The organism is Vibrio sp. Vb339, assembly GCF_902751245.1.
GTDB classification, from domain to species: domain Bacteria; phylum Pseudomonadota; class Gammaproteobacteria; order Enterobacterales; family Vibrionaceae; genus Vibrio; species Vibrio coralliirubri.
Genome location: NZ_CADDIS010000002.1, coordinates 217,570 through 244,200, shown reverse-complemented (window position 1 = coordinate 244,200; position 26,631 = coordinate 217,570). Strand labels below are relative to the sequence as shown.

Below are 26,631 nucleotides of genomic sequence, written 5' to 3'. Positions count from 1 at the left end.
CAACTACTAGACCGAAAAATTCTGCATTTAAAGACAGAATCATTCCGTCTAGTTTCATATGCACGGCAATGTACCACGATTAATCACAGCAATTCAGTGACTTAAAACATAGATAAACTCATTGAATGATAAAATGTAGAATATTTCCATATAGTATTAATTTCGTAAAGCCCCCGACTAACTGAATATAAATACAGCGCTCCACAGATACCCCAAAACACAAAAAAGCCTGCCATTTATGCGAACATAAATGGCAGGCTTTATACGTTAATTAAGCTTGTGAGTGGCTAACTTACGCCGCTTCGAATGCTAGGGCTTTCTTCTCTACCTGACGGAAGATCAGCGTTAGTATGCCGTTTACTGCTAAGTAGAATGCGCCAGCAATGCCGAACACGGTGAGTGTGTCGTAGGTTTGGCCGTTGATACGCTGAGCGTAGCCCATCAAATCCATAATGGTGATGGTGCTTGCCAGTGACGTGCCTTTGAAGACTAGAATCACTTCGTTCGAGTAAGCTGGAACAGCGCGGCGCAGTGCGTATGGCAGTAACACTTTAAGCGTTGCTACCTTATCCATACCAAGTGCGCGACAAGCTTCCCACTGCCCTGCTGGAATGGCGTTGAATGCGCCTCTGAACAGTAGCGTGCTGTATGCGGCAGTGTTCAAAGCTAATGCTAACATTGCACAGAACCAAGGTTGGCTTAACCAAGTCCACATGAAGCTTTCACGAATCCAATCGAACTGACCCGGGCCGTAATACACCAAGAAGATCTGGACCAATAATGGTGTGCCGGTGAACAGCGTAATGATGCCACGAGTTAACCAGTGAATCGCCGGTATTCTTAGGATTAGCGTTACCGTCATCAGCAGTGACAAGATACAGCCAACCAACAATGAAGCGCCTGTGAGTTGAAGACTGGTCACTAAGCCTTCAAGCATTTGAGAGAGGTATTGTTGATTCATGCCATTGCCCCTTTGTTACCCAAACCTTGAATAGAGAACTTACCATCAATCACTTTGACCAACCTTTGTGTGATTAAAGTGATGACCAAGTAGATTGCAGCTGCTGTCGCGTACCAAGTAAATGCTTCGTGCGTTGCCGCTGATGTTAGTTGTGCTTGTTTCAGCAGATCCGTTACGCCAATCAGCGATACTAGCGCGGTGTCTTTCAGTAATACTAACCATTGGTTGGTTAACCCTGGTAGTGCGTGTCTTACCGCTTGAGGTAACACGATACGAAAGAATGCACGAGACTGAGAAATACCAAGCGCGCTTGCTGCTTCTCTCTGCCCTTTGCTTACTGCTTTTAATGCACCACGCAAGGTTTGCGAAGCGTAAGAAGCAAAGATAAGTGACAGTGCAACAACACCAGATAAGAACGGGCTCACTTCTATGAAGTCGCCAGTGATCATAAACAGAACTTGTGTCGAACCAAAGTAGATAAACAGTACGACCAGAATTTCTGGTAAACCACGAACAATCGTCACAAATGCAGTCGTTGGCCATTTGATTGCAATACGACGAGACATCTCACCACTTGCAAACAAAACTGCTAGAACCAATCCAACCAATAGGCTTACGAACGCAAGCTGAACAGTCATCCAGCTTGCTTCGACGAGCCCTAAAGAGTAACCCGTTAATTCCATAAATTACTTACCGAAGTACTTGTTGAAGATCTTGTCGTATTCGCCGTTCGCTTTCACTGCTGCAAGTGCAACGTTAAGCTGGTCTACAAGTTCTTGGTTGCTCTTGTTTACTGCGATACCAAAGCCGTTACCGAAGTACTCTTGGTTTGTTACTTGGTCGCCAACGTACGTTAGGTTGTCTTCTTTCTTGAACCATTCAGCTACAACGGCTGTGTCACCGAATACAGAATCGATACGACCGTTTTTCATGTCGATGAATGCATCTTGGTAGCTTGAGTAAGGTACCGCTGTAACGCCAGTCATTTGCTCAAGTAGGAAGCTCTGGTGAGTCGAACCGTTTTGAACACCAACACGCTTGCCTTCTAGTGCTGCTTGGTCTGCTACTTTGCCTTCAAAAGAGATGAATGCTGCAGAGTTATCGTAGTAAGCGTTAGAGAAGTTCACTTGCTGAAGACGCGCTTCAGTGATGTCCATTGCTGAGATAGCTGCATCGTAACGTTTGAATTTAAGTGCAGGGATCAAGCTATCGAATGCTTGGTTGTGGAAAGTACATGTCGCTTTCATCTCTTCACAAAGTGCGTTTGCTAGGTCTACGTCAAAACCTTGGATTTGGTTGTTCTCATCCATGTATTCGAATGGTGCGTAAGTTGCTTCCATTGCGAATTTGATTTCTTCTTGAGCCGCTGCGTTAAAAGAAGCAAGGCCGATAAGTGAAGCTAGTAGAATCTTTTTCATTTTGTTACTCCGAATACTTTGTAGTAGCGGCCTGTGGCCATTCTTATAATTTGATTGTTTTAATTGATGTTGTGTTTAGCTAAATCTAGTGAGTCAACTTTCTTTTAATAAGAGACTTACTTAATGAGTCAAATACTCGGCAAACTCAGGTGTCTGCGGATTAACGAATGAATCGCTGGTGCCGTGTTCAACGATGTACCCTTTCTCTAGGTACAGAACGTGACTAGCAATCTTCTTCGCGAAATCGACTTCGTGCGTTACGACCACTTGGGTAATGCCCGTTCCGCTCAATTCTTTAATAATGCTCACGACTTGGTTGGTGATCTCAGGATCAAGCGCCGCTGTTGGTTCATCAAACAACAACACATCCGGTTTCATCATCAGCGCACGTGCTATCGCAACACGCTGTTGTTGACCGCCAGAGAGTTGAAGTGGCCAAGCGTCGGCTTTGTCTGCAAGTTGAAGTGTCTTTAGTACTTCTTGCGCTTGCTTAATCGCTTCTTGCTTATCCAAACCTGCAACTTTGGTTGGTGCTTCAATCAAGTTTTCCATCACCGTCATGTGTGGCCATAAGTTGTATTGCTGGAACACCATGCCGACTTTACGACGAAGTTTAAGCCCCTGCTTCTCTTGGATTTGGCTTGAAAAATCGAATTGCTCATTCGCAATGTCTAATTCGCCGTTGTCCGCGATTTCAAGCAGGTTCAATACACGCAGTAATGAACTCTTGCCCGCGCCGCTTGGGCCAAGCAATACCAGGGTTTCGCCACTCTCACAGTCGAAACTGATGTCGTGAAGAACTTGGGTATCACCGTATGATTTGTTGATGCTCTTTACTTGAATACTCATGCCACAATACTGCATTAATTGTCATTTGTTGGTTATTCTATTCAATCCGAGGTTTTATGCAAGAAAAATGTATAAAAAACTACTTTGTTGAATTTTTGTAACAAATATTGCATAAAAAACAGTCGCTATAACTGGTCTTACAACAAAAAATAGTAAGTCATTGATAAAGCTAATATTGAGACAAATAGCAAACGTTTTACTATCAATTTATAAATCACCGCACGGTTGCTTGTTTATGTGTGCACTCTCCTATCAACGCTAATTTACTTGCATAAAAATTAGGGTTAAATAGCTTACTTTCCTATCCAACTGACTGGTTCAGAATGCTTAGTTTTCCTTTAAGGTCGTTTCGAATTATTCACTTAGTGGTGAGGAAATATTGGAAATTGAGTTTCCTAGGGAGCGTCATAGCGCAATAAATGCTTTAATGGGTTCTATTCTCAACAACAATTACTTCCCAGCGAACAACGCGCAGTACAGGCAATAATTCATAAACCATAAGCAATTAGCCATAAGCAACAAGCAACAAGCAACAAGCCATCTATTTTTAAAGCGACAACACATTAAGGCAGTCATATGCAAAACGATGTCTCTTCTACGCTCGACTCAAACCAGCGACAGACTCAAAAGAATCCCGATGCCAAACCTGAGAAAAAAAGCCTCAGTATTTTGTTTGAGCTGAGTAAATTCATTCAGCCTTATAAAGGTCGTGTTATTGCTGCGTTGATCGCGTTGATCTTCACGGCGAGCTTAACCCTCTCAGTCGGACACGGTATTCGTCTTCTCATCGATCAAGGTTTTAGCCAACAATCACTCTCAGATTTAGGCAGCGCAATTCAATTCATCATGGTCGTGGTCGTGTTGATCTCGATTGGTACTTTCTTCCGCTTCTATTTGGTTTCTTCTGTTGGGGAACGCGTGAGTGCAGACATTCGCTTATCGGTTTTCAATCATGTCGTGACACTGCATCCGAGTTACTTCGAGACCAATGGCAGTGGCGACATCATGTCGCGCATCACAACGGACACCACTCTGCTTCAAAGCATCATTGGTTCGTCGTTCTCTATGGCGATGCGCAGCGCATTGATGTGTATTGGTGCAATCATCATGCTGTTTGCCACCAATATTAAGCTGACGTTGATTGTATTGGCCTCGGTGCCGTTTATCTTGATTCCAATTCTTGTGTACGGGCGTCGTGTGAGAGCCCTGTCTCGTCAAAGCCAAGATTCGATGTCTGATGTGGGTTCTTACGCAGGTGAAGCAATTGAGCACATTAAAACGGTGCAAAGCTACAGCCGAGAAGAGCAAGAAAAAGCGTCATTCGCGGTAGAAGTAGAAAAAGCTTATGAGATTGGCCGCCAGCGTGTAAAACAGCGCGCGATTCTTATCTCTGGCGTTATCGTGATTGTATTCAGTGCTATTGCAGGCATGCTTTGGGTTGGCGGCAGTGATGTCATCAACGGCACCATGTCGGCAGGTGATTTAGCCGCGTTTGTGTTCTATGCAATCATGGTTGCTTCGTCATTAGGTACGATTTCAGAAGTGATGGGCGAACTGCAACGTGCGGCAGGTGCGACCGAGCGATTAATCGAGATCCTACAAGTTGAAAGCCATATTGTTGCGCCAGTTGCGAATCCAACTTCGCTTGCTAACGTAACGCCAGAAGTCGCATTTGATGATGTGACCTTCTGTTACCCATCAAGACCGGACCAGCCCGCAACAAGCAACCTCACGCTAACTGCCCATGAAGGTAAAGTATTGGCATTGGTTGGCCCGTCTGGCGCAGGTAAAACCACCCTGTTCGAACTACTGCAACGTTTCTACGACCCGCAAGTGGGTAAAGTGACGTTAGGCGGTGTTGAACTGAATCAGTTTGATCCTAACGAGCTGAGAAAGCAGATGGCATTGGTGCCGCAGCAACCTGCTCTGTTCAGTAACGATGTGTTCCATAACATTCGCTACGGCAACCCGCAGGCAACAGACGAGCAAGTGATCGAAGCAGCCAAGAAAGCTCACGCGCACGAGTTCATTCAAAATCTGCCTGATGGCTACAACAGCTTTCTTGGTGAACGCGGTGTAAGGCTTTCTGGCGGACAGAGACAACGTATTGCGATTGCTCGTGCCATTCTAAAAGATCCAAATATTCTATTGTTGGACGAAGCAACCAGCGCACTAGACAGCGAAAGTGAGCATCACGTACAACAAGCGTTAGAAGAGTTAATGCGTGGCAGAACGACGATCATTATCGCCCATCGATTATCAACAATTAAACACGCCGACCAAATTGCGGTGCTCGATAAAGGACAGCTAGTAGACATCGGCGACCACCAGTCTCTCATCAATAGCTGCGAATTGTACCAACGCTTGGTTGAGCTGCAATTCAAACACCTTAATGCGTAATCATTGAGTAGATGTGCAACTAAGTCACTGACATTGTGTGGTTTCAAGCTTCAAAAACTTAAATCACACGTGTTGCAGTTTTGTTAATTTAGCGGTAGGGTTTTTATTCCAATAACAACTTATCCCTACATAAAAATAAGAGAGTTCGCATGGAAGCACTATTATCTGACTACCCGGTAGTAACAGAAATCCCTGTCGCTTGGGGAGAAATGGACGCACTCAATCACGTTAACAACGCCGTATATTTTCGCTATTTCGAAACCGCTCGCTTAGATTTTTTCAAGCACGTTGAGTTGATGGAAGAGATGGCGATTACCAAAGTTGGCCCTGTTCTTGGTGACACTTACTGTAAGTATTTCCGCCCAGTCACGTATCCAGATACCTTGATGGTCGGCTCACGTGTTACCGATATTCAAGATGACCGATTCACCATGGAATACGCGATTGTCAGTAAGGCTCAACAGAAACTAACGACCGTTGGCACTGCGACTATCGTGATGTTTGATTTTGCTTCGAACCAAAAAGCCCTGCTCTCGCTGCGCTTAACCAATGAAATCGAAAAGATGAACACGTTGAAGAGCCCATGTTTCAAACAAGAAGCCGTGACGGAATAACGTATTCGCTGATTGATAAAGACTCAGAAAGTTTCAGACATTAAAAAGGGCACTCGATTGAGTGGCCTTTTGTTTATTGGTTCTGAGTGCTTATAAGCAGTTACGCGTTTAAGCGTTATAAACTTTGAACGCTATAGACCTTGGACGTACTGAGCATTAGTACGAACTTCAACCATCTGCTCTAGGTTCTGTTGTGAACCTTCAACGCCGTTCAGTAGCGCTTCGAAATGCTTGATAAGCTCAACTTTGTCTTTCACTTCTTTAGAACCCGCACCGATGTTGGTTAGATCGATAAAGAACTCGTCGAACAAACCAGAGAAATCCGTTACTGCGTCGTGGTTCAAGAACTGCTCGTGGTTGTAAATGCTTGGGTAGCCACCCTTCTGTTTATCAACCGCGAAAGAGATGCCTTTCACGTTGGTAATCGTGGTCGCTTTCTCACACTTCAACATACAACCCGCTTCAATGCTTGGCTTGTTACAACCTACCGTTCTTTGGAAGAAACACTGACGGCTGGTCATCATCAAGATTGGGTGGTAAATGCTGTAGAACAGTTTGAAGTTCTCTGGGCGACGAATATGACGAATCTGACCTTTGTTGATCTCGTTCGAAATGAATGCGCCTGCACAATTAAGCTCTTCTTTCAAAGTAACCAGTGCGTGAGAGTTGGTTGTGTTCATGAACGGGCCTGCAACCCACTCAATACCCATCTCGTAAGCTTTGTAAGCAATACCCGTGTTGTTGGTTACGATGCGAGCTGGCTTGATCTCCTCAAGAATACGAACCGCTTCGTCGTAATCTTTACCGATCAATACCGCTGGGAACCAAGGAATCAAACGTGGGTTTGCTGCCAAGATGTCGATGTACTTGTTACAACGCTTCTTGAAGCTTTCTGGAAGTTTGAAGTAAACATCCGCGTCAGTCACATCACACAGGTGTAAGTCTTCCACATCCGCGATAAGCATCGACATAGTCGGCTTCTCGTTCACTTTAGGGTGTTGAGGCAGTGCTGGCACTTCAACGTGCTTAATCACTTCCACAGAGCCGTTCAGAATGAAGTCGATCTCGTCTTTCAGGTCTGAAACTTCTTTAAGAGGAATCAGCAAGCCCGCATCCACTTCACTGAAGTCGTGGCTCTCTAGCGTGTGAACCGCACTCTTCACGTTTTTGAATCGCTTCTCAAGTAGCTCTTGAGTGATCGCCTTCTCTTCAACCGCTTTCAATAGCGATTTAGATTGAAGGGTAAAGTTCTCTTTTGGCGTATTCACAGTCACCGTAAATGGTTGACCCACTCTTGCGCTGAACGACAGGGCTACTGGTGTCTTGCGAATATCAAGGAACTCGATCTTGTCACGCATTTCGTTACCAAGAACGTCTTTCGCTTGGTGAAGTTCGTTGGTCACTTCTTGAATCTGTACGACTGAGATTTCGTTGTTCTGCTCCGTCGCTTTCTCAACAGCGTAGTTCATGCTGTTGTCGCGCGGGTTATCGATGAACATGTCTTTCGTTAGGTTGCCCTTTAGGAAAGAGTTGGTGAAATCACGGTTGAATACTTTGTGCAGGTTCGAATCGTCTTCGATCAACAAACCACTTTCTACAAAGCTATCAATCTGTTTACGCCATGTGTCTACCACGGTGTAAACGTAGTGTGCGCCTTTAATACGGCCTTCTACTTTCAATGAGTCGACTTTCGCGTCAACCAATTCAGGTAGGTCATAGTAAGCTGAGTTATCTTTCAGGTTAAGTGGGAACTTGTTGCCCGCGTTGGTGATTTCGTATTCATCACGACACGCTTGGCTACAACGACCACGGTTACCTGAGTTACCCACACTTACTGAGCTTGAGTAACATTGACCAGAGAATGCGATACACAGAGCGCCGTGTACGAACACTTCGGTTAGTACATCGTGATCGTGTGCCACTTCCGTCAGCATCTTGATTTCAGGCAGGTTCAACTCACGAGACAAGTTAACGCGTGTCGCGCCAATCTTAGACAAGAACTTAATCTGGCCTTCGTTGTGCGTAGTTAACTGAGTCGACGCGTGAACGTCTAATGATGGGAAATGCTTCTTAACCAAGTTGAATAAACCCAAGTCTTGAACAATGATGCCATCCACTTTGGTGTTCACAAGCTGGTTCAGCAGTTTGGTGATGCTCTTAGTCTCATGCTCCAGTAGCACAACGTTAAGAGTCAGGAACACTTCACAGCCGTATTCATGAGCAAGGCGAATCACACCATTCAATTCGTCTAACGACAGGTTAGAGGCTCTGTTACGAGCGTTGAATGTGTCTAAACCACAATAAACTGCATTAGCACCCGTTACGATGGCGGCTTTTATCGCTTCTACATCGCCACCTGGGGCTAATAACTCAATTTTTCTGCTCATTTTTGAAGTCGCTCACTTACTTATAATTTTTAAGCCGCGTATTCTACCCACATCACGATCTCTTTACCACCGTACAACACTTTTCAAACTAAATGACCTCAATAATGCCGAACGAATCCGATCTACCTATCCTTTATTCTTTGCGCCGTTGCCCTTATGCAATGCGCGGACGAATGGGCATCGCACTATCACAACAAAAAGTGTTACTTCGAGAAATCGTTACCAAAGACAAGCCTAGCGAACTATTGGCCAGTTCGCCAAAAGGAACAGTCCCTGTATTGGTGTTACCCAATGGACAAGTCATTGAACAGAGCTTGGATGTGATGAACTGGGCACTTCAACAAAACGATCCTCAAGATCTTCTGCGTTCAAGCAATCCAACGCTTAGCGAACAAGTTCAGCAGCTCATTAAAGCCAACGACGAAGAATTTATTGGTCACTTAGAAAAGTATCGTGCATCTGTTCGTTACCGAAACATCGATGTTGAACAACGCCGACAAGCCTGCGAAACCTTCATTAGTCAGTTAGAAGCACTACTCACCGATCAGCCCTACTTTTTTGGAGAACCCCCAAGCTTGGCCGATTTTGCGGTAATGCCTTTTGTCAGCCAGTTTGTACGAGTCGAAAAGAAGTGGTTTGTGAAATCGGAATACCAAAACGTTGGACGTTGGTTAAGAGCGCACCTTGAAAGTAAGCTCTACACCCAAGTAATGAAGCAATACCCTCTGTGGAATGAAACCAAGCAAGATTGTCTTTTTGGATGACTTAAGAGAATTTGGGGGGCTTAAGGGTATCTGGGGTGATCTAGGGGAATTCTGGAATAGATAAAGCGTGGGTAATAAAATAATTACGTGACACTGTATCTTCTTTGTAATAATCATATATTCAAAGGCTTAGCTGTCTATTTACCGATAACTACTGCCTCTTAACTAGCGACCACAGTCTAAGCTAAGCCTTTTGTTCATTTCAAACTGGTCACTGAATCGCAATCGAAATCTCGACTTCAGTTTCACCTTTGTAGAGTTCAAAATCTGTCGTGTAAGTTCTCACATGTGGACAGTCTGCAGCGTTGAAATACGCCCATACTTCACCCCATAGATCGATCACCGCTTGTGGTAATTCACCTTCAGCAGAAAACGTTAAGTATTTACCTGCTTGTATTTCGGTTTCTACAAGTGCATCTAAATCCTGATCCGTAAGTGCATTAGTACACGCAATAACATCAAACTCACCCGTAAAGTCAGACTCGTAGTTGGTGTAGACACCATACACTTTTGAATCCGGGGTTAATTTTGGAAACGCCTGGTCAAAAAAAACCTGCCACAATTGCCCGATCTTGGCTGTTGCTGGGTCCATCTCATCGGTATTAGTGGTTCTTACTGAAAAACCATACGCCTTTACGGCTTCAATCGTTTCTACTTTCATTCGTTTTATTCCTAAGCCAATTGACGATCTAACTGTATTGAATCCAATGTTTTGTAAAATAACGCGACTAATCTTGTATCTCTTTATGGCCACACTTTTCACAGACAAGGTGACGAGAAAACTCATCCATTGACGCGATAAACGGGCCAAGGAACCAACCTTTTATCATGCCTGCCCAAAACTCGCTTCGCTTTTGGTTAGGTTTGTCTGCAAACGCACTTGTCTTTCTGACCAACACAACAACATGTTGTGTGTCTTCTCTACACGCGGTGCAATAGCATTGTTCTATGGTGTTATTCATTTGAAAGCCTATGACGTTTTGAATGAAATCTGCTGAAAATGAGGATTGTCGACACAGACTTCTAGTGTGGAAAGATCAGTGAGTACGACAAGTTGTTCTACACCTTGAATACTGACCTTAATGCACTCTTCACGGCTATCATTGCGTTGAGTATCTAATCCGACACATTCAATCTGCTCGCCAGACTTCAGCGTTAATTTGATTGGGTATCGGTGCATACACACAATCTCAATATAATCGTAATCGTTGCAACTAATCATAATACCCCTCCAATTCATCCACCACGCTAATGCGACACGCCATACTATGCAATATGCATATAATCAATCATTTACCCAAATCACATTGATGTTCGTCCGTAACTAAACTTGTTTCTAAACCTATTTCTAAATTTGCTTCTAAACCTAATTCTAAACTTAGCTTAATCCCGCTTTACCCATTCACGTTTCTTCTACTCACGCCTGCTTATTCTTTCATTGTTAAATAATAATCGAGAACAAAACAATGAAAACCATCAACCATTTACACGTGTTAGCTTTTTTAGGTTTAGTCGCTTCAATGATGACGTTTAATGCGAGTGCCGCCTCAGAAATCGATGCGAGGCACTTTGCCAATGGTAAAGCCAAATACACGCAGCTTTGTCAGGTGTGTCATGGCGACAAAGGACACGGTGATGGCCCCACTGCCGCTTCATTGCCACACAAGCCCGCCAATATCGCTAATAAACTAGGCGGCTTTTTTACCAGTCCAAGTTCTTTGGCAGATGACATTTTAGAAGGTAACGCAGAACAAGGTATGCCAACGTGGAAAGGGACAATTACCAAGCAAGATGCTCTGGATATTCTGACGTACGTAGAGCTAATCCAATAGTAAACGCGGTTCCAATCGCCTTTTGAACAGATATCTTGGTTAATATTCCCCGTTCTATTGCGCTATCTATTTGATTGATTACACTCAATTTAATGGATAGTGAATAATACGGAATGTTATGACCTTTAAACCCCTAGCGCTAAGTAGCCTGATACTTATTTCTACGACGACACACGCCGTCAGCTTTATCGATGAAATTGATGGCCAGCTCGATATGGGAGAATACCTCGCAGAAAATGCCTACGGTTTTCTTCCTGTTCCCATTCTCATTACTGAGCCTGCGGTAGGATACGGTGGCGGCTTCACCGGTATCTTCATGCACGAATCTGAAGAGCAAAAAAACACGCGTAAACAACTCGCCGAAAAGTCTATCGATGGCGGCGCGCAACTTCTCACCCCTGCAATCACTGCGGTTGGCGGCTTTGCGACAGAGAATGGCACTTGGATGGCGTTTGTTGGTCACAAGCGTAGCTGGAAGGAAGATTCCATACGCTACCTTGGTGGCTTGGGTTATGGCGATATCAACATGACCTTCTATCGACAAAGCTCTCCAAACGCCTTGTCTCCACTCGAACCAAACGAAGGTGTTGAGCTAGGGCTAAAAGGCATGGGCGGGATACAGAAACTCCAATTTAGAGTGCCCGACACCCAATGGTTACTTGGGTTTTCTCAACAATTCTTCGCGCCCACTCTTTCACTCAATAATCACCCTAAAGCGCAAGAGATCTTAAACAACATTGGTAACACGTCACCGACCTCTTCCGGTTTGGGTCTCATTGCAGAATACGACAGCAAGAACAGCTTCTTGAATCCGACGCAAGGCTACAACTATGTCGCGGAATACCTTTGGTTTGGTGATGCGATTGGCAGTGACTACACCTATCAAACGTTCAATTTAGAAGGGCTGAATTATTGGGAGTTAAACAAGGAGTGGAACTTAGCATTGCGAGGACAATACAAATCATTGTCGACCAATGAACGCGTGCTTTCCCCTCAATATTACCCAGACATTGAACTGAGAGGTATCGCCCGTAATCGCTATCAAGGTGAACATACCGTCGCGGCAGAAGTTCAAGTCAGCAAACAGTGGACACCACGTTGGTCAACCGCCGTGTTTACGGGGATTGGCTATGCAGGTGACAGTGATAAAGACATGTTTGATCAAAGCTCACACGCGGCTTACGGCGTTGGTTTCCGTTACCTTATCGCAAGGCGCTATAGTTTGATTTCAGGGATTGATATTGCGTTCAGTGAAGAAGATACCGCACTCTACTTCCAAGTCGGAGCCGGTATCTAGCTAAATCACGGTTCAATGTACCGAACAAAAAGTATTAAGCGAAGGTCTTCCAATACTGGTACAAGCCTGCGATATCTGAAGAGCACATCAAAGTCATAGCACCTTTGATTTGCTCTTCGCTCCATTCCCACCATTTCATTTCTAATAGCTGTGTAATCTCAGCTTCGCTAAAACGGTAACGTATGTGGCGTGCAGGGTTCGAACCGACAATCGAATATGGTGCGACATCTTTGGTCACAACCGCTCGACTTGCGATAATCGCACCATCGCCTACTTTCACACCGCTCATGATCATCGCTTCTGTGCCAATCCACACATCATTACCAATCACAGTATCACCCGAGCGTTCAAAGCCGTCTATCGCGCCTTCAAACTTCTCATCGTCTTGATAGAAGAACGGGAAGGTACTCACCCATTGATTTTGGTGACCTTGGTTGCCCGCCATCATAAACACGGCGCCAGAACCAATCGAGCAATAGCTACCAATGATCAGCTGATCGATATCGGTTCTATCCGGTAATAGGTAACGCGCACAGTCATCAAAGCTGTGGTTATGGTAGTAACCTGAGTAATAACTGTGCTCGCCCACGATGATGTTTGGGTTGGTCACTTGTTCTTTGAGTGACTTTCCAACAAACGGGCTTTCGAAATAGTTTTTCATGTTTGTACTCTTAGTTTCGTTCTTTTAGTTAGGTACTTGTGTTGCGTGTTTATGGTTTTTACTGGTCTATCTTAGTGTAAAAGCTAACGAGCCCTATCGCCCGCCCGCAATATCAATGAATGATCCAGTTACATAAGAAGCTTCGTCTGACAATAACCACGCGATAGAGTTAGCCACCTCTTCTGGCGTGCCACCTCGTTGTAACGGCAGTTGCGAAGCTAGTCTGTCTACGCGATCTGGCTCTCCGCCGTCTGCGTGCATCTCAGTATAAATACAGCCTGGCCTTACGCCATTCACTCGGATATTGCGTGAAGCCAATTCAAGCGATAAGCCTTTGGTCAGTGAATCCATCGCACCTTTGGATGCTGCGTAATCCACATACTCAAACGGTGCGCCTGTGCGAGAAGCGGCAGACGATACATTCACAATCGAACCCGCGCCATCAGCTTGTTTGATAAAGGCTTTACTGCACAGAAAGCAGCTTGATACGTTGGACTTCATCACCTTTTCAAAGCGATCCAATTCGATGTCAACTAATGGTGACTGAGTAAACAAAATCCCGGCATTATTGACCAAATGAGTGACTGGACCTAGCTTGTTACGAGCAATCTCGAACAAGGATTTCACATCCGATTCAACAGACACATCCGCCCGAACACTGATAGCGGTTCCGCCTTGTTCGCGAATCTCGTTCACTAGATCTTCAGCTCGCGACTCATTGTGTATAAAGTTAACGCATACGGCATAGCCTTTACTGGCCAATAATTTAGAGGTCGCTGCGCCAATACCTCGGCTTCCACCCGTTACAATCACTACCTTGCTCAATGAAACCTCCTAATGCCACTTGTTTGTTATAACCTGATTTTTCGATACGACCTAATTGTTCGATACGATCTGAACCCACTGCGACCGCCACGCCGGCGCTTCGAATGGGTCTGGCCAAAACTCAGTTTGCTTTTGAATAAAACCATCAACCACCGTGTGAAAGGTAATCACTCGGCCTTTCAACACACTGTCAGTGACCGAAACGTCCGTTACTACAGTATCACCTTCACAGACAATTGAATTGAGCGCGAACTCCCAAACACCATTAGCTGGGTATTCAGCATTGACTGCCGTGAAGTTGTCGCGCCCTACCGTCAATTCAGACGACTGAGGCCAATAGCCTTCAAAATCTGCGGCTAGCCATTCACTCGCCTTTTCAAAATCATTACTGCGCATTGCATCCCAAAATCCTAATACCACTTGTTTTGGTGTCATTATTCTTCCTTAAATTCATTTACGTGTGGTGATTTTTAAACGTCTGCTTCGTTATGTGTACTTAGATTTCTATGCGAACTTAACTTTCTATGCGTACTTAGTTTTCTATGCGTACTTGCTAATGATCGTTAAAAGATCATCGACACTGTTAGCAATGTAGTCCGGCTTGGTTTGCCAATTTTCAGGCTCCGATCGGCTATAACCTGCGGCCACGGCAATCACTTTTGCGTTGTTACCCAGCGCGGCTTCAATGTTGCGAGCAAACTGTGTGTCCGCTTCATGGTCACCGATATACATCAAACAAAGCTTGTTGTTAGTCGGATCGGTGCCAAATATGTTCTCGACACATTTCACACCACCAAATGGATGGGGTTTTTGGTTGCCGTTCGAGACATCGTCATAACCCACGACCGATTTAAACAAATCGCCGATGCCATAACTGTCGAGCACACCACGAATATTCAATTGAGAGTTTTGAGAGCAGATCCCATGTGGAAGATGAGCGAACTGATTAACCACGGTTTCCATTCCTTCAAACAAGGCAACGGCTGTTTGGTTTTTCTCTTGATGCTCTGCCCACATTCCACCAGCGATCAACATTTCATCGTGTGATAAACCGTAATAGTCGACATATAAGGCCTGCCAGTTTTTAGCCCCGTGGTTGGCTTCATGATAAAGCGCTTCGCTAAGCAAATATTTAGGTAAGTTGTCACCTGACAAGTGTGGCGCGACTAAAGAGATAATGTCTTTTGTGATTGCGATATTCTTTGGAACGGAATTGACTAAGGTTCCATCGTAATCCCACAGAATGGCATCTAACTTCATGGTGTATCTCATTGTTTAAATTGACGATTTCAATTTATCACTTGAAGCCCTGTTGAGGGAAACCTTATTGTCTTGAATTTGAAAATTAGTCCAATCCGAACAAAGCTAGAGAGCAAACCGTTACTAGCAAACAAAAACCAAACTGCGTTTGCTCACATCACTGCTTTATCAATTGCAATATATGCGTATAATCCCCGCTCCATTGCGCTATCGCCATTAAAAATAGCGCCATTCAACATTTTTAATGAGTACCCAATGTCGAAACTATTTTTCAAAGGCCGTATCGAAACAAGACAGAACCATGTTCTTGCTGGCTACAACGTAAACCGCGATGTAAAAGCGGGTACTGAAGAATCTCCAATCGCTGTAATGGTTCAAACTGAAGCGCGCAAAGCAGAAGTTGAAGCACTAGCCGCTGAAAATACTATCTTCGTTACCGTTACAGTCGACGCAGACAAAGAAGAGAACACCATCGAGCTTGATACTCTACTGAACAAGCCAAAAACGATGACGTTTGAAAAGACCCCTAACCGTAACGACCCATGTTCTTGCGGCAGCGGTAAGAAATACAAGAAGTGCTGTGCATAAGCGCTTTGACTTGAAGAATTTAAAAACGGACCAGTAGCAATATCGGTCCGTTTTTTTATACGCTAAGGAAGCTTATTCAGCGTAAGACAAACGATTAAACGTCAGACAAACTAAAGCCACTAAACTTGGCGAAATTAGGCGTCGCCTTACTGCCACTGAACGTATAAAGCATCACACCTTGTTCACTGCCTACTAACGAATCAAACTTGATCACTTCCTGCCATTGTTGTTTTTCTAAAGGGTGGAAATGAGCGCTGACTTTACCGCCTTGCTTGACGAGCTTTACCGACACACTAGATTCACTAAATAACAGACGTTCCTTGATCTGTGGCTGACCATTTTGTTCTACAACGAACACCAATGAACGCTCGCCCATGAACATCTCTTTGCTCACTTTAATGTAGTTGTCGTTATCCCAGTAAATACCTAAGCCGGCTTGTTCAAATGAACGGTTTGGATCTAATTGAACCGTCACTTCTGTGCTGTAATCCGAGCTAGATACTGGATGAACGAAGATATTATCAACATCAGCTGAACCCGCACCAAAGATATTGCCCTCTTGCACTTGCATCGTCAGCACGCCGTTTTCCAAAGACCAATGTTCCAGATTTTCATTTCTGATTTGCCAGTTAACGAGGTTATTCATGTTATTAGTCCTTGCTGCTAGATCATGCGTTGACGGAGTTGGTAAAACACATTGTCGAGTTCATCGGCATTTTGCTTTTGAATGCGATTAAGCTCTCTTTGTACAGAATCGTACATAAGTTGGTTATCCATGTCTTTCAATGCGGCGTAGTAATGAATGCGACGTCCCAAGATAAAGTTATTCTGGTCATTCTCACTCATCATATTGAAACGATCTATTGTCGCTAAGAACTTCACTTTATCCTGTGGCAGCTGTCCGTTCAGTTCCATCAACAAATTAATACCGTGATAGTTACCATAGTTGCCCGTCACGCTGTTTAGTTTACTGATCAATTGATATTGTTCTTCAAGCATTTCACGTTCGCTAAGTGGCGTGAACTCTCCATTCTGCACCAGTTCATCCAATTCGGTTCCAGGCTTCACAGCAAGCGACAGAATGCGTATTTCATCTGGGTTGATTTGGTTAAGTAAGGCCGCCGTTTCTTCAACATGCTGCGCCGAATATTCTTTACCACCCAAGCCAAGAATAATGAAGGTCATCATCTTCATACCCGCTTGCTTCGCGTATTCGTTCGATTTCAAAATAGACTTCGGCGTAATGCCTTTTTTCATCAGTTTCAGAACATCAATAGAACCCGACTCCATACCGCAATAAAGCATGTTGAGTCCTGCATCACAGATGGCTTTCATCTCTTCAGGCGACTTCTTAGTCATGCTTTGCGCTCGTCCATAAGAGCTGATCTGCTTTAACTCTGGGAAGGCTTGTTTGAGTGTATTCAACACATCCAGCAAGTCTTCGGTATCCATAGTGAATGAATCACCGTCTTGCAGAAAACACGTCTCAAACTTACGGTTCTTATAGAACGCTTTCGCAGCCCAAATGTCTTTCTTAATCTCTTCAACGGGACGAATTGCAAACTCCATCCCCTCAAACAGCGTACAGAATTTACATTTGTTCCAAGGACAACCTTGGGTGGTACGAATCAATAAGCTATCCGCTTCTGAAGGTGGACGAATAGGCCCTTGTTGGAACTGATACTGTGTCATTTGAATGCCCAATAATTAACTATTCGCATAGGCTACTGGAAGTTCACTCAATAAAAAACACGGTAATATTTGAATTATTATCAAATTAAAACGGATAATTGAAACAGAAATGAGTAAGTCATATCGCTTAAAGCAACGTGTTAGAGCGATTATCCGACTAGCTTTTCGTATAAGAAATCAATCAACACACGAACACGACGGGCTTTTTGTGTATTGCGATGGAAATACAAATAGAGCCCTACATTATCACTCCAGCAATGTTCAAGAATCGGTACTAGCTCACCAGACTCAAACTCTTGCTGCACCATAGGCGTTAGCAAGCGACCTATCCCAAGCCCTTTTTTTGCCGCATCCACCATAATGTCCGTATCGTTCACCGTCATCGCCGTTTGTACGTTTACATGAACCGTATTTCCGTTATCCACCAGTGGCAATAAAGCGAGTTTGTTAGAGGTGATGAATCGATATTGAATCAACTTGTGTTGTGACAGTTCTTCAATGCTTTGGGGTGCACCATGCATCTCTACATAACTCGGTGACGCAAACAGCGCTTCTTTTAACCTCGGAGTGATAGGCTTAGCTATCATTCCCTCTTCGACTTTGTCTCCAAAACGGATCCCCAAATCAATGCCGTTTTTCAATATATCAACGGTCGCATCAGAGATAGAGATCTCGAGTTGAATCTCAGGGTAGCGTAAACAGAATTCCGCATAGATAGGCTCTATCCACTGTTTATAAGCAAAGCGCGGTACCGTGATCGATACATGACCAGATGGATTACGGCTTAGATCTGCAACACTTTCCATTGCGGTACTCAAATCACTGATCGCATCCACCGTTCTTGTGTACAACGTTCTACCAGCTTCTGTCAGTTCAACTCTTCTTGTGGTGCGAATAAACAAAGGCAATCCAAGTTCGCTTTCAAGCGCCTTCAGAGACTGACTCACCGACGGTGGCGCGACTCCAAGCTGCCTTGCTGCACCAGATATTGAACCTTCACTCACAATCGCATGGAACATCGTCAGTTGATTGTATGTTGCACCTTTCATTGTTTCCTACCCATCATTCCAATCGCTACTTTCACTTGCCACCTTATTATTAGCTTCAGCCTAATAGTTATTTAAGGATTAGTCATCTAAAACTAACAAAAGAATGAGCTTATGATTACTCCATCAATTAAGCGAACGAGACAGTCATCATGAGTAAAACCCTTGTTATTTCAGGTCACCCTAACCTTGCCGAGTCATACACGAATACGCTAATCATCGACACTTTAGAAACACAGATGGAAGACGTTTCAATTCGACGCTTGGATACACTTTACCCAGACTACAAAATTGATGTTGAAGCCGAACAAGCAGCATTGATTGAAGCGGATGTGATTGTGTTGCAGTTCCCGTTCTACTGGTACTCTGCGCCAGCATTACTAAAGAAATGGTTAGACGATGTGATGACCTTTAACTTTGCGTACGGGCCAGAAGGTAACAAACTCAAAGAGAAAGATTTGTTCCTCTCTTTTACCATCGGCGGACCGAAAGAGTCCTACGATCCACTGAGCTATAACCACTTTACGATTGAACAGCTTATGTTTCCTCTACAGCAGACGGCGTATCTTGCAGGCATGAACTATCGTCCACCGGTATACACGCATGGTATGGTTTACATCCCTAACGTATATAACAAGTTAGAAGACGTACAAGCCAGAGCTAAACAACATGCTTCGCGTCTAATGGATGAGGTTCGTAAGGTCACTCATTCCGACGAGGAGCTTGTTCGTAAATTCGTCACTCATTGGTTCGAGCAGTTAGACACGCTGCCAACAGAAGAATCGATGTTTACTCAATCGTTGTCATCTGACGTTGTATTCAATATGCCTGAAGGACAATTTATTGGTCACGCTGGGTTTAAAGATTGGTATGCAATTGCTCGATCCACCTTCAAACCAAACTGTTCTCACGGTATTGAACAACTGGAGATCAAACCTATTGGTTCGCAGTATCAAGTTAGCCTGCATGTTCGACTAAAAGCAGACACCTTCCCTGATTCTTCAATGAAAGGCGAGTCAATTGAGTTGGTAGTAAACGAAACCTGGTTGGTCTCTTTGGATGATGCTAACAAAGTCAAAATTCACGAATATGAAGTGGTGACATTGTCGTAGCTTTAAGATGCCAAAAGCCTAATAAAGCGATGAGGAGAGCAAGTTCGTTTCAACTGCTCTCCTCACCTTTGGATCTTTGCGCATTAGGCTAATTAGCTAACTACTTATCTACGTAATTACTTTGTGATTTAGTTACTTATCTACGTAGCTACTTAGCTGGCAACTTAGTGATCAAGCTATTTAGCTTTCGCTTTCTTTTTCGCCACTGTCGCTTCTGATAGCTTGCTTAGTACACCCGATACTTTCTTAACGACCTCGTCACAGCCATTGATCGCGTGACGTTCTACCAAGTAATTAGGATCGTTGTAAGACAACCATACTTTCTTATTAGAATCTTCAGTGACTAACACCTTCTGCGGTAAATCTATCGCGACTTCTTGAGCGCATTGCATTAATGGCGTCCCTACTATCGGGTTACCAAAGATGATGACTTCCGTTGGTCTCAATTCAAGATCGACCTTACTCGCGTTTTTCTGATGATCGATTCTCGCAAACAAGGTCAAACCTTTGCTCTTGGCGATTTCTTCAAAGCGGTCAGCGGTCTCTTTCACTGAGTAATTACTTTGGTATTTAATCAAACCATCAGAAGCCGCAGCTGAAAATGATGCCGAGAGTAAAATGGCGCATAGCGGTAGTAATTTTTTCATCGTCACCTCAGAGATTTAACCTAATCAAACTTACATTCATAGCGCCACTTCTAAAATCAGCGACGTAACCAATGTCAGTATAGACGTGATTCCATTCTCAGTTTGCAGAGAGGATCACTTTTCTAATGCGTCTTATTATCATCAGTTTAGGTTAACTCGACGCTAGCCATTGGCTTCGAAGCTTGAATGTTTGGTCATCAAAATCAATAGTGCCTTGCACACCTAGTGGCGTGACTAGCATAGGATGGGTGTGGCAACTGTCGAAACCATACAGGATCGGGACATTTTTACCGTTCAGCACTTCAAGAAGTACATCGAGTGGTGTTCGCCCTGTCCCTTTGTCATCAAACAGCTCATGTTTGCCGAGTATAATAGCGCCTACTTTATCGAATACTCCGCAAGCCAATAAGTGCGCGAATGAACGCTCGACCGCTTCAATGCCTTTTAGTGAATCTTCGATAAGCAAGATGTTGCCAGACTGAATTTCTGGCATGTATTCGCTGCCCCAAATCCCAGCTATTGTACTCAAGTTGCCACCAATCACGCGACCGCTGACTTGACCTCTTCCCATGAAGTGCCATTCGTTATTGTAAACTGGCTTTGCCGAATCTTGAGTTTCCCAATCGTGTTTAATGTCCGTCCAACTCTCAGGCATCGTGTACTGATGTTGGCTTGAATCCGAACATAATATGTCAGTAAATGATTGGAAGGTTTCGTCGACTAACGGCGGGAACTCACCAAATGACGCGACGAGTGCCGGGCCATAGAAAGTCACCAATCCAGTTTTGGCGTAGATGCCTAACAGTAATGCGGTGGCATCTGAATAGCCGACGATGATCTTAGGGTCGTTTTTAAGGGCATCATAATCGATGTATGGCAACAGTGAGTTGCTGTTGTTACCACCAATGGTCGACATAATGCAGCGCACGTCAGGATCTCGAATGAGCTGATTGAGTTCTTCGGCTCGCGCTTGAATTGAGCCAGAACGATACCCTTCTGACTCTCCAGTTAACGAACCTTCAACTAGAATGAAGCCCTGCTTTTCCAAATAACGTTTAGCACGAGCAAATCGATTGGGTGCAAAGACCGTTGCGGGCGATGAGGGTGAGAAAAATCCGATTTTGTCACCGATATTTAAAGCTTTTGGGTATATCACTCGTTTGTCCTCCATAACAAAGTTGGAATAATACGCCTGATTGAGACTCACTAATTATTAAAGCGAACGAGTTCTTTAAGCGAGTTGATTTCGGGATTAGAGCTCGATGTATAACCTCAACATATCTTGATGTTGAATGCCGTTTTCGAAGATAGGGTCAGGATAATGATCGATGAAATGATTCTTGATGACAGAATCGACGCGAAAGCCTGCTCGCTGGTAATAGATCAGCTGATAGCCGAATGTGCCAGTCCCTAGCTCAACGCGTTTAACCTGCTTATGAGCTAGCTGATTCAATGCGAATTCCAACACTCCAGAGCCAATGCCTTGTTGCTGATGCTTAGGGCATACCGCAACGTTGAAGATCTCAACGATATGTCCACTGATCGGTTTAACAACGCAGACACCGACAATCTCGCTACCTTGCTCGCTATCTTGTTTAGCCGCATAACACCAAGATTCGCTTAGGTACGACGCAATACTTGCTTCTGACGGATCAGCTTCAAGTAACAACGCCATTGGGATTTCGCTAAAATCGACTTCTAAGTATTCCATTTGAACCTCTAAGACCTGAGCCTTTAAATACTATCTCCACTGTACTGTAAGTATCTGATTAGCAACAGGTTAAATCGAAAACTTCGCTTCAAAAACGGTAGATTTACATCAAGTTTTCATACCCAATTAATGCCACGACTTAGTCCCACACTTCTCACATTGGTATTCGTAATCACTGTCGACATAAAAGCCGGGAACATTATGGTCACCTTTAAACAATAACGTCATCAGGTATTCCATCAACACGCCTAACTTCCATTGTTTCTTTTCAGATTCAGCGTCCGCTTTAGATTCAGCATCGGAAGCGTTAACAGCAAGGTGCGGGGTAAGTGCGTTGCACTGCTCACAGTGATAAGGGTGTTTAATATACTTATTATCAAGCATTTACATAAGCCAACTAACATTTATAAAGTTGATGCATACTAACAACTTATCACTTAGTTCTCTAACTTATTGTTGTCCACTAGAGTTTTATTAGAAGGAAATGAGACACAAGGTAAGTGCCATGTATCTTGAATCAGTTACCATCGAGACTTACCTCATTGAACAGCTAAAGCTATTGTTACGCTAAGATATGAAATTAACTTTTACTTTAATAGCCCTTTGCCTGCAGCACCTTCAAGTTGCACTTCTAGTTCTTTCCATAGAGCACGACTGCCTTTAGAAATACGCTCGCCATTGAAGGTCAGTACTTTATCTTTAGATATGTTGTGCTTCTTCCAGCTGTGACCACCACCATGGATGTTATGAAGCAAAGGCGGCACTCTATCGATCGCCTTACTAAATCTAGCTTCCGGTGACTCACCCGCTTCAAACTCAAGCCATAAATCCAAATACTCGGTTCTTAAATGGCTCGGCAATGATTTCAGCAAGCGCTCGACACAGTTTCTCTCTTTGAGCTTGTTTTCTTCGGTTTCACTGGCATAAATGATGGTGTCTCCGGCATCGATTTCCCCAAGGTCATGAATCAGCAACATCTTCATCACTCGCGTAATATCGATTTCTTCATTGGCATAGTCTTTCAACATAAGTGCGCTCAAACAGACGTGCCAACTGTGCTCTGCCGAGTTTTCATATCGCTCCAATCCAACTGGTTTTGTTTGTCGATGAACATCCTTTAATTTTTCAATTTCGACCATGAATTGCAGAATGCCTTTGATTTCTTCCACGATGAGCTTCCTTAACTTAAGTTGATGATTCAACGGTACGGAGGGTTAACCTAGCGACAGAGAAGCGTTACTCCCAATGAACCGACATTTTGTAATACGCAACGCCCGATTTTTCAAATTCAGAGCCTTCTACAGCCATCCCAAACTTTTGATAAAATCCTAAAGCCGTTGTACGCGCATCGCACCAAAAATAGTGGATGTTTAAATCTTTGAGGTTAGAGATTGCATGATCAATCACGTTTGAACCGATTCCCTGCCCTTGGAATTCAGGCAGCGTGGCAAACTTTCTCAGCCTCGCTTCATGGCCTTGGATATAGATAGACGCGACACAAACCAACTGCTCACCAATGAACGCGCCGTAATGCGTTGCATGTTCGTCATCTGGCACCATACAAAACGACATCGGTTTATCAGGCCAAAGCACTTGATGCCTAACCGGAAGTACCTCCGTCGCTGAAAGCTGTTTTATTTCCATATTCTCTGTTTAGCTCCCGACTTGATTACCCTTGTTGTAATTGCAGCGCTTGTGGTTGCCATGATTGTTATTACTAAACTTGGTAAGTCATTAAGTGATAACGCTCTAATCCCTCTCCTTTTGTGGACGAGATAACAAAGCCTTGCGACTGGTAAAAGCCAATAGCATTTTCATTGGCAGTCAAACACTTCAAAGTCAGATCAGAGTAATGTTGCTTGCAGGTATTGAGTAAAGCAGAGCCTGCCCCAGAACGTAGCGTTCGCGCGCAAACATAGAGGTGATGGATGAAGCTTTCAGGTTTCCAAATAGAGGCAAAACCTAAAACCTTATTGCCAGAAACGGCGACCCATATTTCTTCACCTTCTGTATCTAATTCGAAATCGGATAACTTAAAAGCGCCGGCATCAGCCCAATGAAAGGTGTCCTGTCTTGATTCTAGATAGAGCGCCTGTAAAGCGGTTAAATACTTAGGTTGATACCTTGTGACTTCCATGTCGCTCCTGCCAATCCGTATGACTAGAATTAGGGTTGTGGGCTAAGCTTTTCTACCTGTTAGCCATAGGATGTTCAGGGTTTAACTGAAGCAGATCCCACAAGTTACCGTAAAGATCTTCAAACACAGCAACGGTGCCGTAGCCTTGCTCTTTAGGCTCTCGGACAAAGTTAATGCCCAAAGACGTCATGCGTTCGTAATCACGCCAAAAATCATCGGTGTTTAAGAATAGGAATACGCGGCCACCAGCTTGGTTGCCGATGAAATCAAGTTGCTCTGGCTTGGAAGCTCTAGCAAGTAACAAGCTCACACCGGTTGAATTTGGTGGAGCAACAACAACCCAGCGCTTATCTTCTTCTGGTAGATACGTGTCTTCGATGAGATCAAACTTAAGCTTATTTACATAGAAATCAAGCGCTTCATCGTAGTCTTTTACCACGAGTGCAATATGGACAATATTCTGTTTCATAACATACCTTGTTGGGGTTTTAGCTGCGTGGAATAATGCCATGAAGCTGGGAAAGACACTAGGTGTCGCATCATAAATCGTAGTATCTCGTCCTTCAAAATCTAAAAGCTACGCATCACCTATAACTCCCAGAATCCGAGTTCGACGCCACCTTGAATAACAATGGCACACATGCCGTGACGTGGTAACTCCATTGGCGGCACCGCAACTTCGGCGCCTAGTTTCTCGGCTGTAGTTACTGCAGACTGGATATCATCAACCAGCGTGTAATGTCGAACAGTTGGTTCTTCAGTTTCACGAAGCGGTGCTCGAATGCCTATTACCCCACCATTAGATAGCTTTGCAGTGCGCGCCCCACCAAGGTTCACATCTGCACCACTGAACTTCACGTTGTAGAGCTGAGCGTATGTAGCACAAACGATATCGACTTCTGAGGTAACCACTTCAAGATATTGAACCTTCATCAAATTTCCTTCTCGTGTTCTTTAAGACTCTCAATCTGCATACAGCTGCGCAGGTATTTCTCATCAACAATTAGTCGGTTTCATATTACTAAGCAATTTGACCACGCATGATAAATTGCGGGCCTGCTGCGCCACCTAAATACTGCTCACTGGTATCTTCGAAGCCGCCTTTCTTATAACAGTTGAATGCTGCCGGATTTTTGCAATTCACAGTTAAGTAAATCGACTGATACGCTGAGTAATTCGCTTTTAAATATGGAAACAAAGCTTTGACCGTGCGAGTTCCTAAACCTTTACCTTGCTGGTTTTTATCAAGCACAAAAGCTCTTAAGCCAATGCTTCCTTCTGGGCAGAATTCGTAGTGCTCTGCGTAAGCGATATCCAGCTTAAAGAAACCCACAACTTCGTTATCAGACTTAATCACGTGCAAGTGCATCGTTTCACAGCCGTCTAATAAAAACTCTGCAGCTGTACCAGCGAACTTAACCTGTTCATCGGCGAGTTGGATGGCCTGAACAAACGCCACATGGGATTCTTCAAGCCTTTCGATAGTTATCATTGTTGTTCCTTCTGTATAACACGCACGAAAAACCGACTAAAGCTCATCGCTAGTATCTCGAGAACCGTAGTTTGGGAAGTTGATATTAAGAACGTTATCGTCCTCAAGTGTGAATAGAACACTTCCATTCTCTACACCGGTTTCGTTCCTATCTGAACAACCTATAAACAACTCCCAATCAAACGAATATTGAAGTCGGTATTGATTCGCATTGATGTGCAGAACGTCTTTGATGTTAATGCCGTTCACCACGTGTGCCATATCATCGATGTATGACAGATCAGGAATTAATTTTTCTTCGAAATCACTCTTATGCTCGGTTAAGAAGTTGAGCAGTTCAGAACATAACTCGGAGCCATGAACCAATGGTTTAGACAGACTAGAAAACAACATTTCTAAATACTCCAAATTTTGTTTTGATATTGGTCGGGTGCGCGCGAACCTGTTACAAATTCAAGCTCAGCCAGCGCGAACCGTTAAGGCTAAACGTTACTATTATCCGAGCTATTAAACGAGTACATTCGAACTTCATCTCGAGGAAACCAGCCCAACTTTTCGTAAAACTGTTGAGCATTGATGTTGTCGTTATAGACAAACAAGTGGGTCTTCGGGATGCCTAACCCTGCAAGTGCGTTGACTGCCTCTACGACAAGCTTACAACCTAATTTTTGCCCTCTGAAGTTGGCCGAGACAGCTAAATGTTGTAAATACCCACGACGTCCATCCGTTCCGACCAACACAGCGCCAATGATCTCGTTGTTACTTTCGGCCACAAAACTTAGACCGGGGTTACGATCTAAATAGATCCCAATGCTTTCTTTCGAATCGGCATCGCGAATACTCATGCCTTCTGTCTGACACCACAATGCGATCACTGAGTCGTAATCTGAAATTGCCATTTCCCGTATGTTGACCACTCTACTCTCCTTGTATATACG

General features: G+C 44.0%; 34 protein-coding genes. 7 read left to right on the top strand and 27 right to left on the bottom strand.

Going from position 1 to position 26,631, the window contains the following annotated elements; genetic code table 11:
* Window positions 1-292 precede the first annotated feature (292 nt).
* The 4 genes from artM to artP all read right to left on the bottom strand — a co-directional run bounded on the left by artM (window position 293) and on the right by artP (window position 3,228).
* Window positions 293-961: an arginine ABC transporter permease ArtM gene (gene artM / locus HRQ85_RS09950; RefSeq protein WP_017061823.1), complete on the bottom strand. Its 669-nt coding sequence runs from the start codon at window positions 959-961 to the stop codon at window positions 293-295.
* Window positions 958-1,644, bottom strand: coding sequence for an arginine ABC transporter permease ArtQ (artQ, locus tag HRQ85_RS09945; protein ID WP_017061822.1), 687 nt, complete (start codon window positions 1,642-1,644; stop codon window positions 958-960). Before artQ ends, artM begins: the two co-directional genes overlap by 4 nt.
* A gap of 3 nt (window positions 1,645-1,647) precedes the next feature.
* Window positions 1,648-2,379, bottom strand: a complete 732-nt coding sequence (locus tag HRQ85_RS09940; protein WP_016795731.1) for a lysine/arginine/ornithine ABC transporter substrate-binding protein — start codon at window positions 2,377-2,379, stop codon at window positions 1,648-1,650.
* A 120-nt stretch (window positions 2,380-2,499) separates the two neighbouring features.
* Window positions 2,500-3,228 (bottom strand): arginine ABC transporter ATP-binding protein ArtP, encoded by a 729-nt coding sequence (gene artP / locus HRQ85_RS09935; protein WP_032545343.1) that lies wholly within the window; start codon window positions 3,226-3,228, stop codon window positions 2,500-2,502.
* Between the two features lie 576 nt (window positions 3,229-3,804).
* Here artP and HRQ85_RS09930 point away from each other — a divergent pair.
* Together HRQ85_RS09930 and HRQ85_RS09925 are read left to right on the top strand one after the other, a co-directional pair.
* Entirely contained in the window at window positions 3,805-5,628 is a 1,824-nt protein-coding gene (locus HRQ85_RS09930; RefSeq protein ID WP_050621371.1) for an ABC transporter ATP-binding protein/permease, read from the top strand.
* A 149-nt stretch (window positions 5,629-5,777) separates the two neighbouring features.
* Window positions 5,778-6,242 carry an acyl-CoA thioesterase gene (locus tag HRQ85_RS09925; protein WP_017061819.1) on the top strand — a complete coding sequence of 155 codons (465 nt, stop codon included), beginning with the start codon at window positions 5,778-5,780 and terminating at the stop codon, window positions 6,240-6,242.
* 131 nt (window positions 6,243-6,373) lie between these two features.
* On the opposite strand, the gene HRQ85_RS09920 is transcribed toward HRQ85_RS09925, so the two are convergent.
* Window positions 6,374-8,629, bottom strand: coding sequence for a peptidase U32 family protein (locus HRQ85_RS09920; RefSeq protein ID WP_172379511.1), 2,256 nt, complete (start codon window positions 8,627-8,629; stop codon window positions 6,374-6,376).
* A gap of 104 nt (window positions 8,630-8,733) precedes the next feature.
* Between HRQ85_RS09920 and HRQ85_RS09915 the strand changes: the two genes are divergently transcribed.
* On the top strand, window positions 8,734-9,393 hold the full coding sequence (locus HRQ85_RS09915) for a glutathione S-transferase (protein WP_172379510.1): 660 nt from the start codon (window positions 8,734-8,736) through the stop codon (window positions 9,391-9,393).
* Between the two features lie 211 nt (window positions 9,394-9,604).
* Here the strand turns inward: HRQ85_RS09915 and HRQ85_RS09910 are convergent, their stop codons facing one another.
* The 3 genes from HRQ85_RS09910 to HRQ85_RS09900 form a co-directional block, all read right to left on the bottom strand.
* Window positions 9,605-10,054, bottom strand: a complete 450-nt coding sequence (locus HRQ85_RS09910; RefSeq protein WP_050649955.1) for a GyrI-like domain-containing protein — start codon at window positions 10,052-10,054, stop codon at window positions 9,605-9,607.
* Window positions 10,055-10,121: 67 nt separating this feature from the next.
* On the bottom strand, window positions 10,122-10,355 hold the full coding sequence (locus HRQ85_RS09905) for a hypothetical protein (RefSeq protein ID WP_004733848.1): 234 nt from the start codon (window positions 10,353-10,355) through the stop codon (window positions 10,122-10,124).
* An 8-nt stretch (window positions 10,356-10,363) separates the two neighbouring features.
* Window positions 10,364-10,615: a Rho-binding antiterminator gene (locus HRQ85_RS09900; RefSeq protein ID WP_004733849.1), complete on the bottom strand. Its 252-nt coding sequence runs from the start codon at window positions 10,613-10,615 to the stop codon at window positions 10,364-10,366.
* 244 nt (window positions 10,616-10,859) lie between these two features.
* Here HRQ85_RS09900 and HRQ85_RS09895 point away from each other — a divergent pair, with 244 nt between their 5' ends.
* Window positions 10,860-11,225, top strand: coding sequence for a c-type cytochrome (locus HRQ85_RS09895; protein WP_172379509.1), 366 nt, complete (start codon window positions 10,860-10,862; stop codon window positions 11,223-11,225).
* Window positions 11,226-11,343: 118 nt separating this feature from the next.
* Window positions 11,344-12,522 carry a BamA/TamA family outer membrane protein gene (locus HRQ85_RS09890; RefSeq protein ID WP_172379508.1) on the top strand — a complete coding sequence of 393 codons (1,179 nt, stop codon included), beginning with the start codon at window positions 11,344-11,346 and terminating at the stop codon, window positions 12,520-12,522.
* A gap of 34 nt (window positions 12,523-12,556) precedes the next feature.
* Here the strand turns inward: HRQ85_RS09890 and catB are convergent, their stop codons facing one another.
* The 4 genes from catB to HRQ85_RS09870 form a co-directional block, all read right to left on the bottom strand.
* Window positions 12,557-13,183 carry a type B chloramphenicol O-acetyltransferase gene (catB, locus tag HRQ85_RS09885; RefSeq protein WP_172379507.1) on the bottom strand — a complete coding sequence of 209 codons (627 nt, stop codon included), beginning with the start codon at window positions 13,181-13,183 and terminating at the stop codon, window positions 12,557-12,559.
* 93 nt (window positions 13,184-13,276) lie between these two features.
* Window positions 13,277-14,008 (bottom strand): glucose 1-dehydrogenase, encoded by a 732-nt coding sequence (locus HRQ85_RS09880; RefSeq protein WP_004733853.1) that lies wholly within the window; start codon window positions 14,006-14,008, stop codon window positions 13,277-13,279.
* A 51-nt stretch (window positions 14,009-14,059) separates the two neighbouring features.
* Window positions 14,060-14,443: a nuclear transport factor 2 family protein gene (locus HRQ85_RS09875; protein ID WP_172379506.1), complete on the bottom strand. Its 384-nt coding sequence runs from the start codon at window positions 14,441-14,443 to the stop codon at window positions 14,060-14,062.
* Between the two features lie 105 nt (window positions 14,444-14,548).
* Window positions 14,549-15,268 (bottom strand): HAD family hydrolase, encoded by a 720-nt coding sequence (locus tag HRQ85_RS09870; RefSeq protein ID WP_172379505.1) that lies wholly within the window; start codon window positions 15,266-15,268, stop codon window positions 14,549-14,551.
* 255 nt (window positions 15,269-15,523) lie between these two features.
* On the opposite strand from HRQ85_RS09870, the gene HRQ85_RS09865 reads away from it, so the two are divergent.
* The gene (locus tag HRQ85_RS09865; protein WP_017068336.1) at window positions 15,524-15,856 is read left to right on the top strand and encodes a PBPRA1643 family SWIM/SEC-C metal-binding motif protein; all 333 of its coding nucleotides are present in this window, start codon (window positions 15,524-15,526) and stop codon (window positions 15,854-15,856) included.
* 94 nt (window positions 15,857-15,950) lie between these two features.
* On the opposite strand, the gene HRQ85_RS09860 is transcribed toward HRQ85_RS09865, so the two are convergent.
* From HRQ85_RS09860 to HRQ85_RS09850, 3 genes are all read right to left on the bottom strand, one after another.
* A complete protein-coding gene (locus HRQ85_RS09860; RefSeq protein ID WP_172379504.1) occupies window positions 15,951-16,502 on the bottom strand; it encodes a DUF1349 domain-containing protein in 552 nt (183 codons plus the stop codon).
* 17 nt (window positions 16,503-16,519) lie between these two features.
* Window positions 16,520-17,548, bottom strand: coding sequence for a B12-binding domain-containing radical SAM protein (locus HRQ85_RS09855; RefSeq protein ID WP_172379503.1), 1,029 nt, complete (start codon window positions 17,546-17,548; stop codon window positions 16,520-16,522).
* Window positions 17,549-17,697: 149 nt separating this feature from the next.
* Complete coding sequence (locus tag HRQ85_RS09850; RefSeq protein ID WP_172379502.1) at window positions 17,698-18,597, bottom strand: LysR family transcriptional regulator; 900 nt, start codon at window positions 18,595-18,597, stop codon at window positions 17,698-17,700.
* A gap of 149 nt (window positions 18,598-18,746) precedes the next feature.
* Between HRQ85_RS09850 and HRQ85_RS09845 the strand changes: the two genes are divergently transcribed.
* Window positions 18,747-19,706 carry an NAD(P)H-dependent oxidoreductase gene (locus tag HRQ85_RS09845; RefSeq protein ID WP_172379501.1) on the top strand — a complete coding sequence of 320 codons (960 nt, stop codon included), beginning with the start codon at window positions 18,747-18,749 and terminating at the stop codon, window positions 19,704-19,706.
* 176 nt (window positions 19,707-19,882) lie between these two features.
* On the opposite strand, the gene HRQ85_RS09840 is transcribed toward HRQ85_RS09845, so the two are convergent.
* The 12 genes from HRQ85_RS09840 to HRQ85_RS09785 form a co-directional block, all read right to left on the bottom strand.
* Window positions 19,883-20,353, bottom strand: a complete 471-nt coding sequence (locus tag HRQ85_RS09840) for a DUF302 domain-containing protein (RefSeq protein WP_172379500.1) — start codon at window positions 20,351-20,353, stop codon at window positions 19,883-19,885.
* A gap of 151 nt (window positions 20,354-20,504) precedes the next feature.
* Entirely contained in the window at window positions 20,505-21,509 is a 1,005-nt protein-coding gene (locus HRQ85_RS09835) for a S66 family peptidase (RefSeq protein ID WP_172379499.1), read from the bottom strand.
* A 96-nt stretch (window positions 21,510-21,605) separates the two neighbouring features.
* Window positions 21,606-22,064: a GNAT family N-acetyltransferase gene (locus tag HRQ85_RS09830; RefSeq protein WP_172379498.1), complete on the bottom strand. Its 459-nt coding sequence runs from the start codon at window positions 22,062-22,064 to the stop codon at window positions 21,606-21,608.
* A gap of 126 nt (window positions 22,065-22,190) precedes the next feature.
* Complete coding sequence (locus HRQ85_RS09825) at window positions 22,191-22,448, bottom strand: hypothetical protein (RefSeq protein WP_017080543.1); 258 nt, start codon at window positions 22,446-22,448, stop codon at window positions 22,191-22,193.
* Window positions 22,449-22,651: 203 nt separating this feature from the next.
* The gene (locus HRQ85_RS09820) at window positions 22,652-23,233 is read right to left on the bottom strand and encodes an HD domain-containing protein (RefSeq protein WP_172379497.1); all 582 of its coding nucleotides are present in this window, start codon (window positions 23,231-23,233) and stop codon (window positions 22,652-22,654) included.
* A gap of 67 nt (window positions 23,234-23,300) precedes the next feature.
* Window positions 23,301-23,708, bottom strand: a complete 408-nt coding sequence (locus tag HRQ85_RS09815) for a GNAT family N-acetyltransferase (protein ID WP_172379496.1) — start codon at window positions 23,706-23,708, stop codon at window positions 23,301-23,303.
* A 73-nt stretch (window positions 23,709-23,781) separates the two neighbouring features.
* On the bottom strand, window positions 23,782-24,201 hold the full coding sequence (locus tag HRQ85_RS09810) for a GNAT family N-acetyltransferase (RefSeq protein WP_050712024.1): 420 nt from the start codon (window positions 24,199-24,201) through the stop codon (window positions 23,782-23,784).
* A 52-nt stretch (window positions 24,202-24,253) separates the two neighbouring features.
* Window positions 24,254-24,670, bottom strand: a complete 417-nt coding sequence (locus tag HRQ85_RS09805; RefSeq protein WP_017061801.1) for a VOC family protein — start codon at window positions 24,668-24,670, stop codon at window positions 24,254-24,256.
* Window positions 24,671-24,789: 119 nt separating this feature from the next.
* The gene (locus HRQ85_RS09800) at window positions 24,790-25,134 is read right to left on the bottom strand and encodes a VOC family protein (protein ID WP_172379495.1); all 345 of its coding nucleotides are present in this window, start codon (window positions 25,132-25,134) and stop codon (window positions 24,790-24,792) included.
* A gap of 88 nt (window positions 25,135-25,222) precedes the next feature.
* The gene (locus HRQ85_RS09795; protein WP_172379494.1) at window positions 25,223-25,693 is read right to left on the bottom strand and encodes a GNAT family N-acetyltransferase; all 471 of its coding nucleotides are present in this window, start codon (window positions 25,691-25,693) and stop codon (window positions 25,223-25,225) included.
* A gap of 36 nt (window positions 25,694-25,729) precedes the next feature.
* Entirely contained in the window at window positions 25,730-26,086 is a 357-nt protein-coding gene (locus HRQ85_RS09790) for a hypothetical protein (RefSeq protein WP_172379493.1), read from the bottom strand.
* Window positions 26,087-26,175: 89 nt separating this feature from the next.
* Window positions 26,176-26,610 (bottom strand): GNAT family N-acetyltransferase, encoded by a 435-nt coding sequence (locus HRQ85_RS09785; protein WP_172379492.1) that lies wholly within the window; start codon window positions 26,608-26,610, stop codon window positions 26,176-26,178.
* Window positions 26,611-26,631: the final 21 nt, after the last annotated feature.

Coding starts and splice junctions, on each gene's coding strand:
- HRQ85_RS09850 (WP_172379502.1), bottom strand. CDS start 18,597: ATGAAAGGTGCAACATACAATCAACTGACGATGTTCCATGCGATTGTG.
- HRQ85_RS09875 (WP_172379506.1), bottom strand. CDS start 14,443: ATGACACCAAAACAAGTGGTATTAGGATTTTGGGATGCAATGCGCAGT.
- artP (WP_032545343.1), bottom strand. CDS start 3,228: ATGAGTATTCAAGTAAAGAGCATCAACAAATCATACGGTGATACCCAA.
- HRQ85_RS09815 (WP_172379496.1), bottom strand. CDS start 23,708: ATGGAAATAAAACAGCTTTCAGCGACGGAGGTACTTCCGGTTAGGCAT.
- HRQ85_RS09790 (WP_172379493.1), bottom strand. CDS start 26,086: ATGTTGTTTTCTAGTCTGTCTAAACCATTGGTTCATGGCTCCGAGTTA.
- HRQ85_RS09795 (WP_172379494.1), bottom strand. CDS start 25,693: ATGATAACTATCGAAAGGCTTGAAGAATCCCATGTGGCGTTTGTTCAG.
- HRQ85_RS09900 (WP_004733849.1), bottom strand. CDS start 10,615: ATGATTAGTTGCAACGATTACGATTATATTGAGATTGTGTGTATGCAC.
- HRQ85_RS09905 (WP_004733848.1), bottom strand. CDS start 10,355: ATGAATAACACCATAGAACAATGCTATTGCACCGCGTGTAGAGAAGAC.
- HRQ85_RS09860 (WP_172379504.1), bottom strand. CDS start 16,502: ATGAATAACCTCGTTAACTGGCAAATCAGAAATGAAAATCTGGAACAT.
- artM (WP_017061823.1), bottom strand. CDS start 961: ATGAATCAACAATACCTCTCTCAAATGCTTGAAGGCTTAGTGACCAGT.
- HRQ85_RS09855 (WP_172379503.1), bottom strand. CDS start 17,548: ATGACACAGTATCAGTTCCAACAAGGGCCTATTCGTCCACCTTCAGAA.
- HRQ85_RS09865 (WP_017068336.1), top strand. CDS start 15,524: ATGTCGAAACTATTTTTCAAAGGCCGTATCGAAACAAGACAGAACCAT.
- HRQ85_RS09845 (WP_172379501.1), top strand. CDS start 18,747: ATGAGTAAAACCCTTGTTATTTCAGGTCACCCTAACCTTGCCGAGTCA.
- artQ (WP_017061822.1), bottom strand. CDS start 1,644: ATGGAATTAACGGGTTACTCTTTAGGGCTCGTCGAAGCAAGCTGGATG.
- HRQ85_RS09810 (WP_050712024.1), bottom strand. CDS start 24,201: ATGGAAGTCACAAGGTATCAACCTAAGTATTTAACCGCTTTACAGGCG.
- HRQ85_RS09925 (WP_017061819.1), top strand. CDS start 5,778: ATGGAAGCACTATTATCTGACTACCCGGTAGTAACAGAAATCCCTGTC.
- HRQ85_RS09895 (WP_172379509.1), top strand. CDS start 10,860: ATGAAAACCATCAACCATTTACACGTGTTAGCTTTTTTAGGTTTAGTC.
- HRQ85_RS09920 (WP_172379511.1), bottom strand. CDS start 8,629: ATGAGCAGAAAAATTGAGTTATTAGCCCCAGGTGGCGATGTAGAAGCG.
- HRQ85_RS09840 (WP_172379500.1), bottom strand. CDS start 20,353: ATGAAAAAATTACTACCGCTATGCGCCATTTTACTCTCGGCATCATTT.
- catB (WP_172379507.1), bottom strand. CDS start 13,183: ATGAAAAACTATTTCGAAAGCCCGTTTGTTGGAAAGTCACTCAAAGAA.
- HRQ85_RS09930 (WP_050621371.1), top strand. CDS start 3,805: ATGCAAAACGATGTCTCTTCTACGCTCGACTCAAACCAGCGACAGACT.
- HRQ85_RS09825 (WP_017080543.1), bottom strand. CDS start 22,448: ATGCTTGATAATAAGTATATTAAACACCCTTATCACTGTGAGCAGTGC.
- HRQ85_RS09890 (WP_172379508.1), top strand. CDS start 11,344: ATGACCTTTAAACCCCTAGCGCTAAGTAGCCTGATACTTATTTCTACG.
- HRQ85_RS09830 (WP_172379498.1), bottom strand. CDS start 22,064: ATGGAATACTTAGAAGTCGATTTTAGCGAAATCCCAATGGCGTTGTTA.
- HRQ85_RS09805 (WP_017061801.1), bottom strand. CDS start 24,670: ATGAAACAGAATATTGTCCATATTGCACTCGTGGTAAAAGACTACGAT.
- HRQ85_RS09870 (WP_172379505.1), bottom strand. CDS start 15,268: ATGAAGTTAGATGCCATTCTGTGGGATTACGATGGAACCTTAGTCAAT.
- HRQ85_RS09940 (WP_016795731.1), bottom strand. CDS start 2,379: ATGAAAAAGATTCTACTAGCTTCACTTATCGGCCTTGCTTCTTTTAAC.
- HRQ85_RS09910 (WP_050649955.1), bottom strand. CDS start 10,054: ATGAAAGTAGAAACGATTGAAGCCGTAAAGGCGTATGGTTTTTCAGTA.
- HRQ85_RS09915 (WP_172379510.1), top strand. CDS start 8,734: ATGCCGAACGAATCCGATCTACCTATCCTTTATTCTTTGCGCCGTTGC.
- HRQ85_RS09800 (WP_172379495.1), bottom strand. CDS start 25,134: ATGAAGGTTCAATATCTTGAAGTGGTTACCTCAGAAGTCGATATCGTT.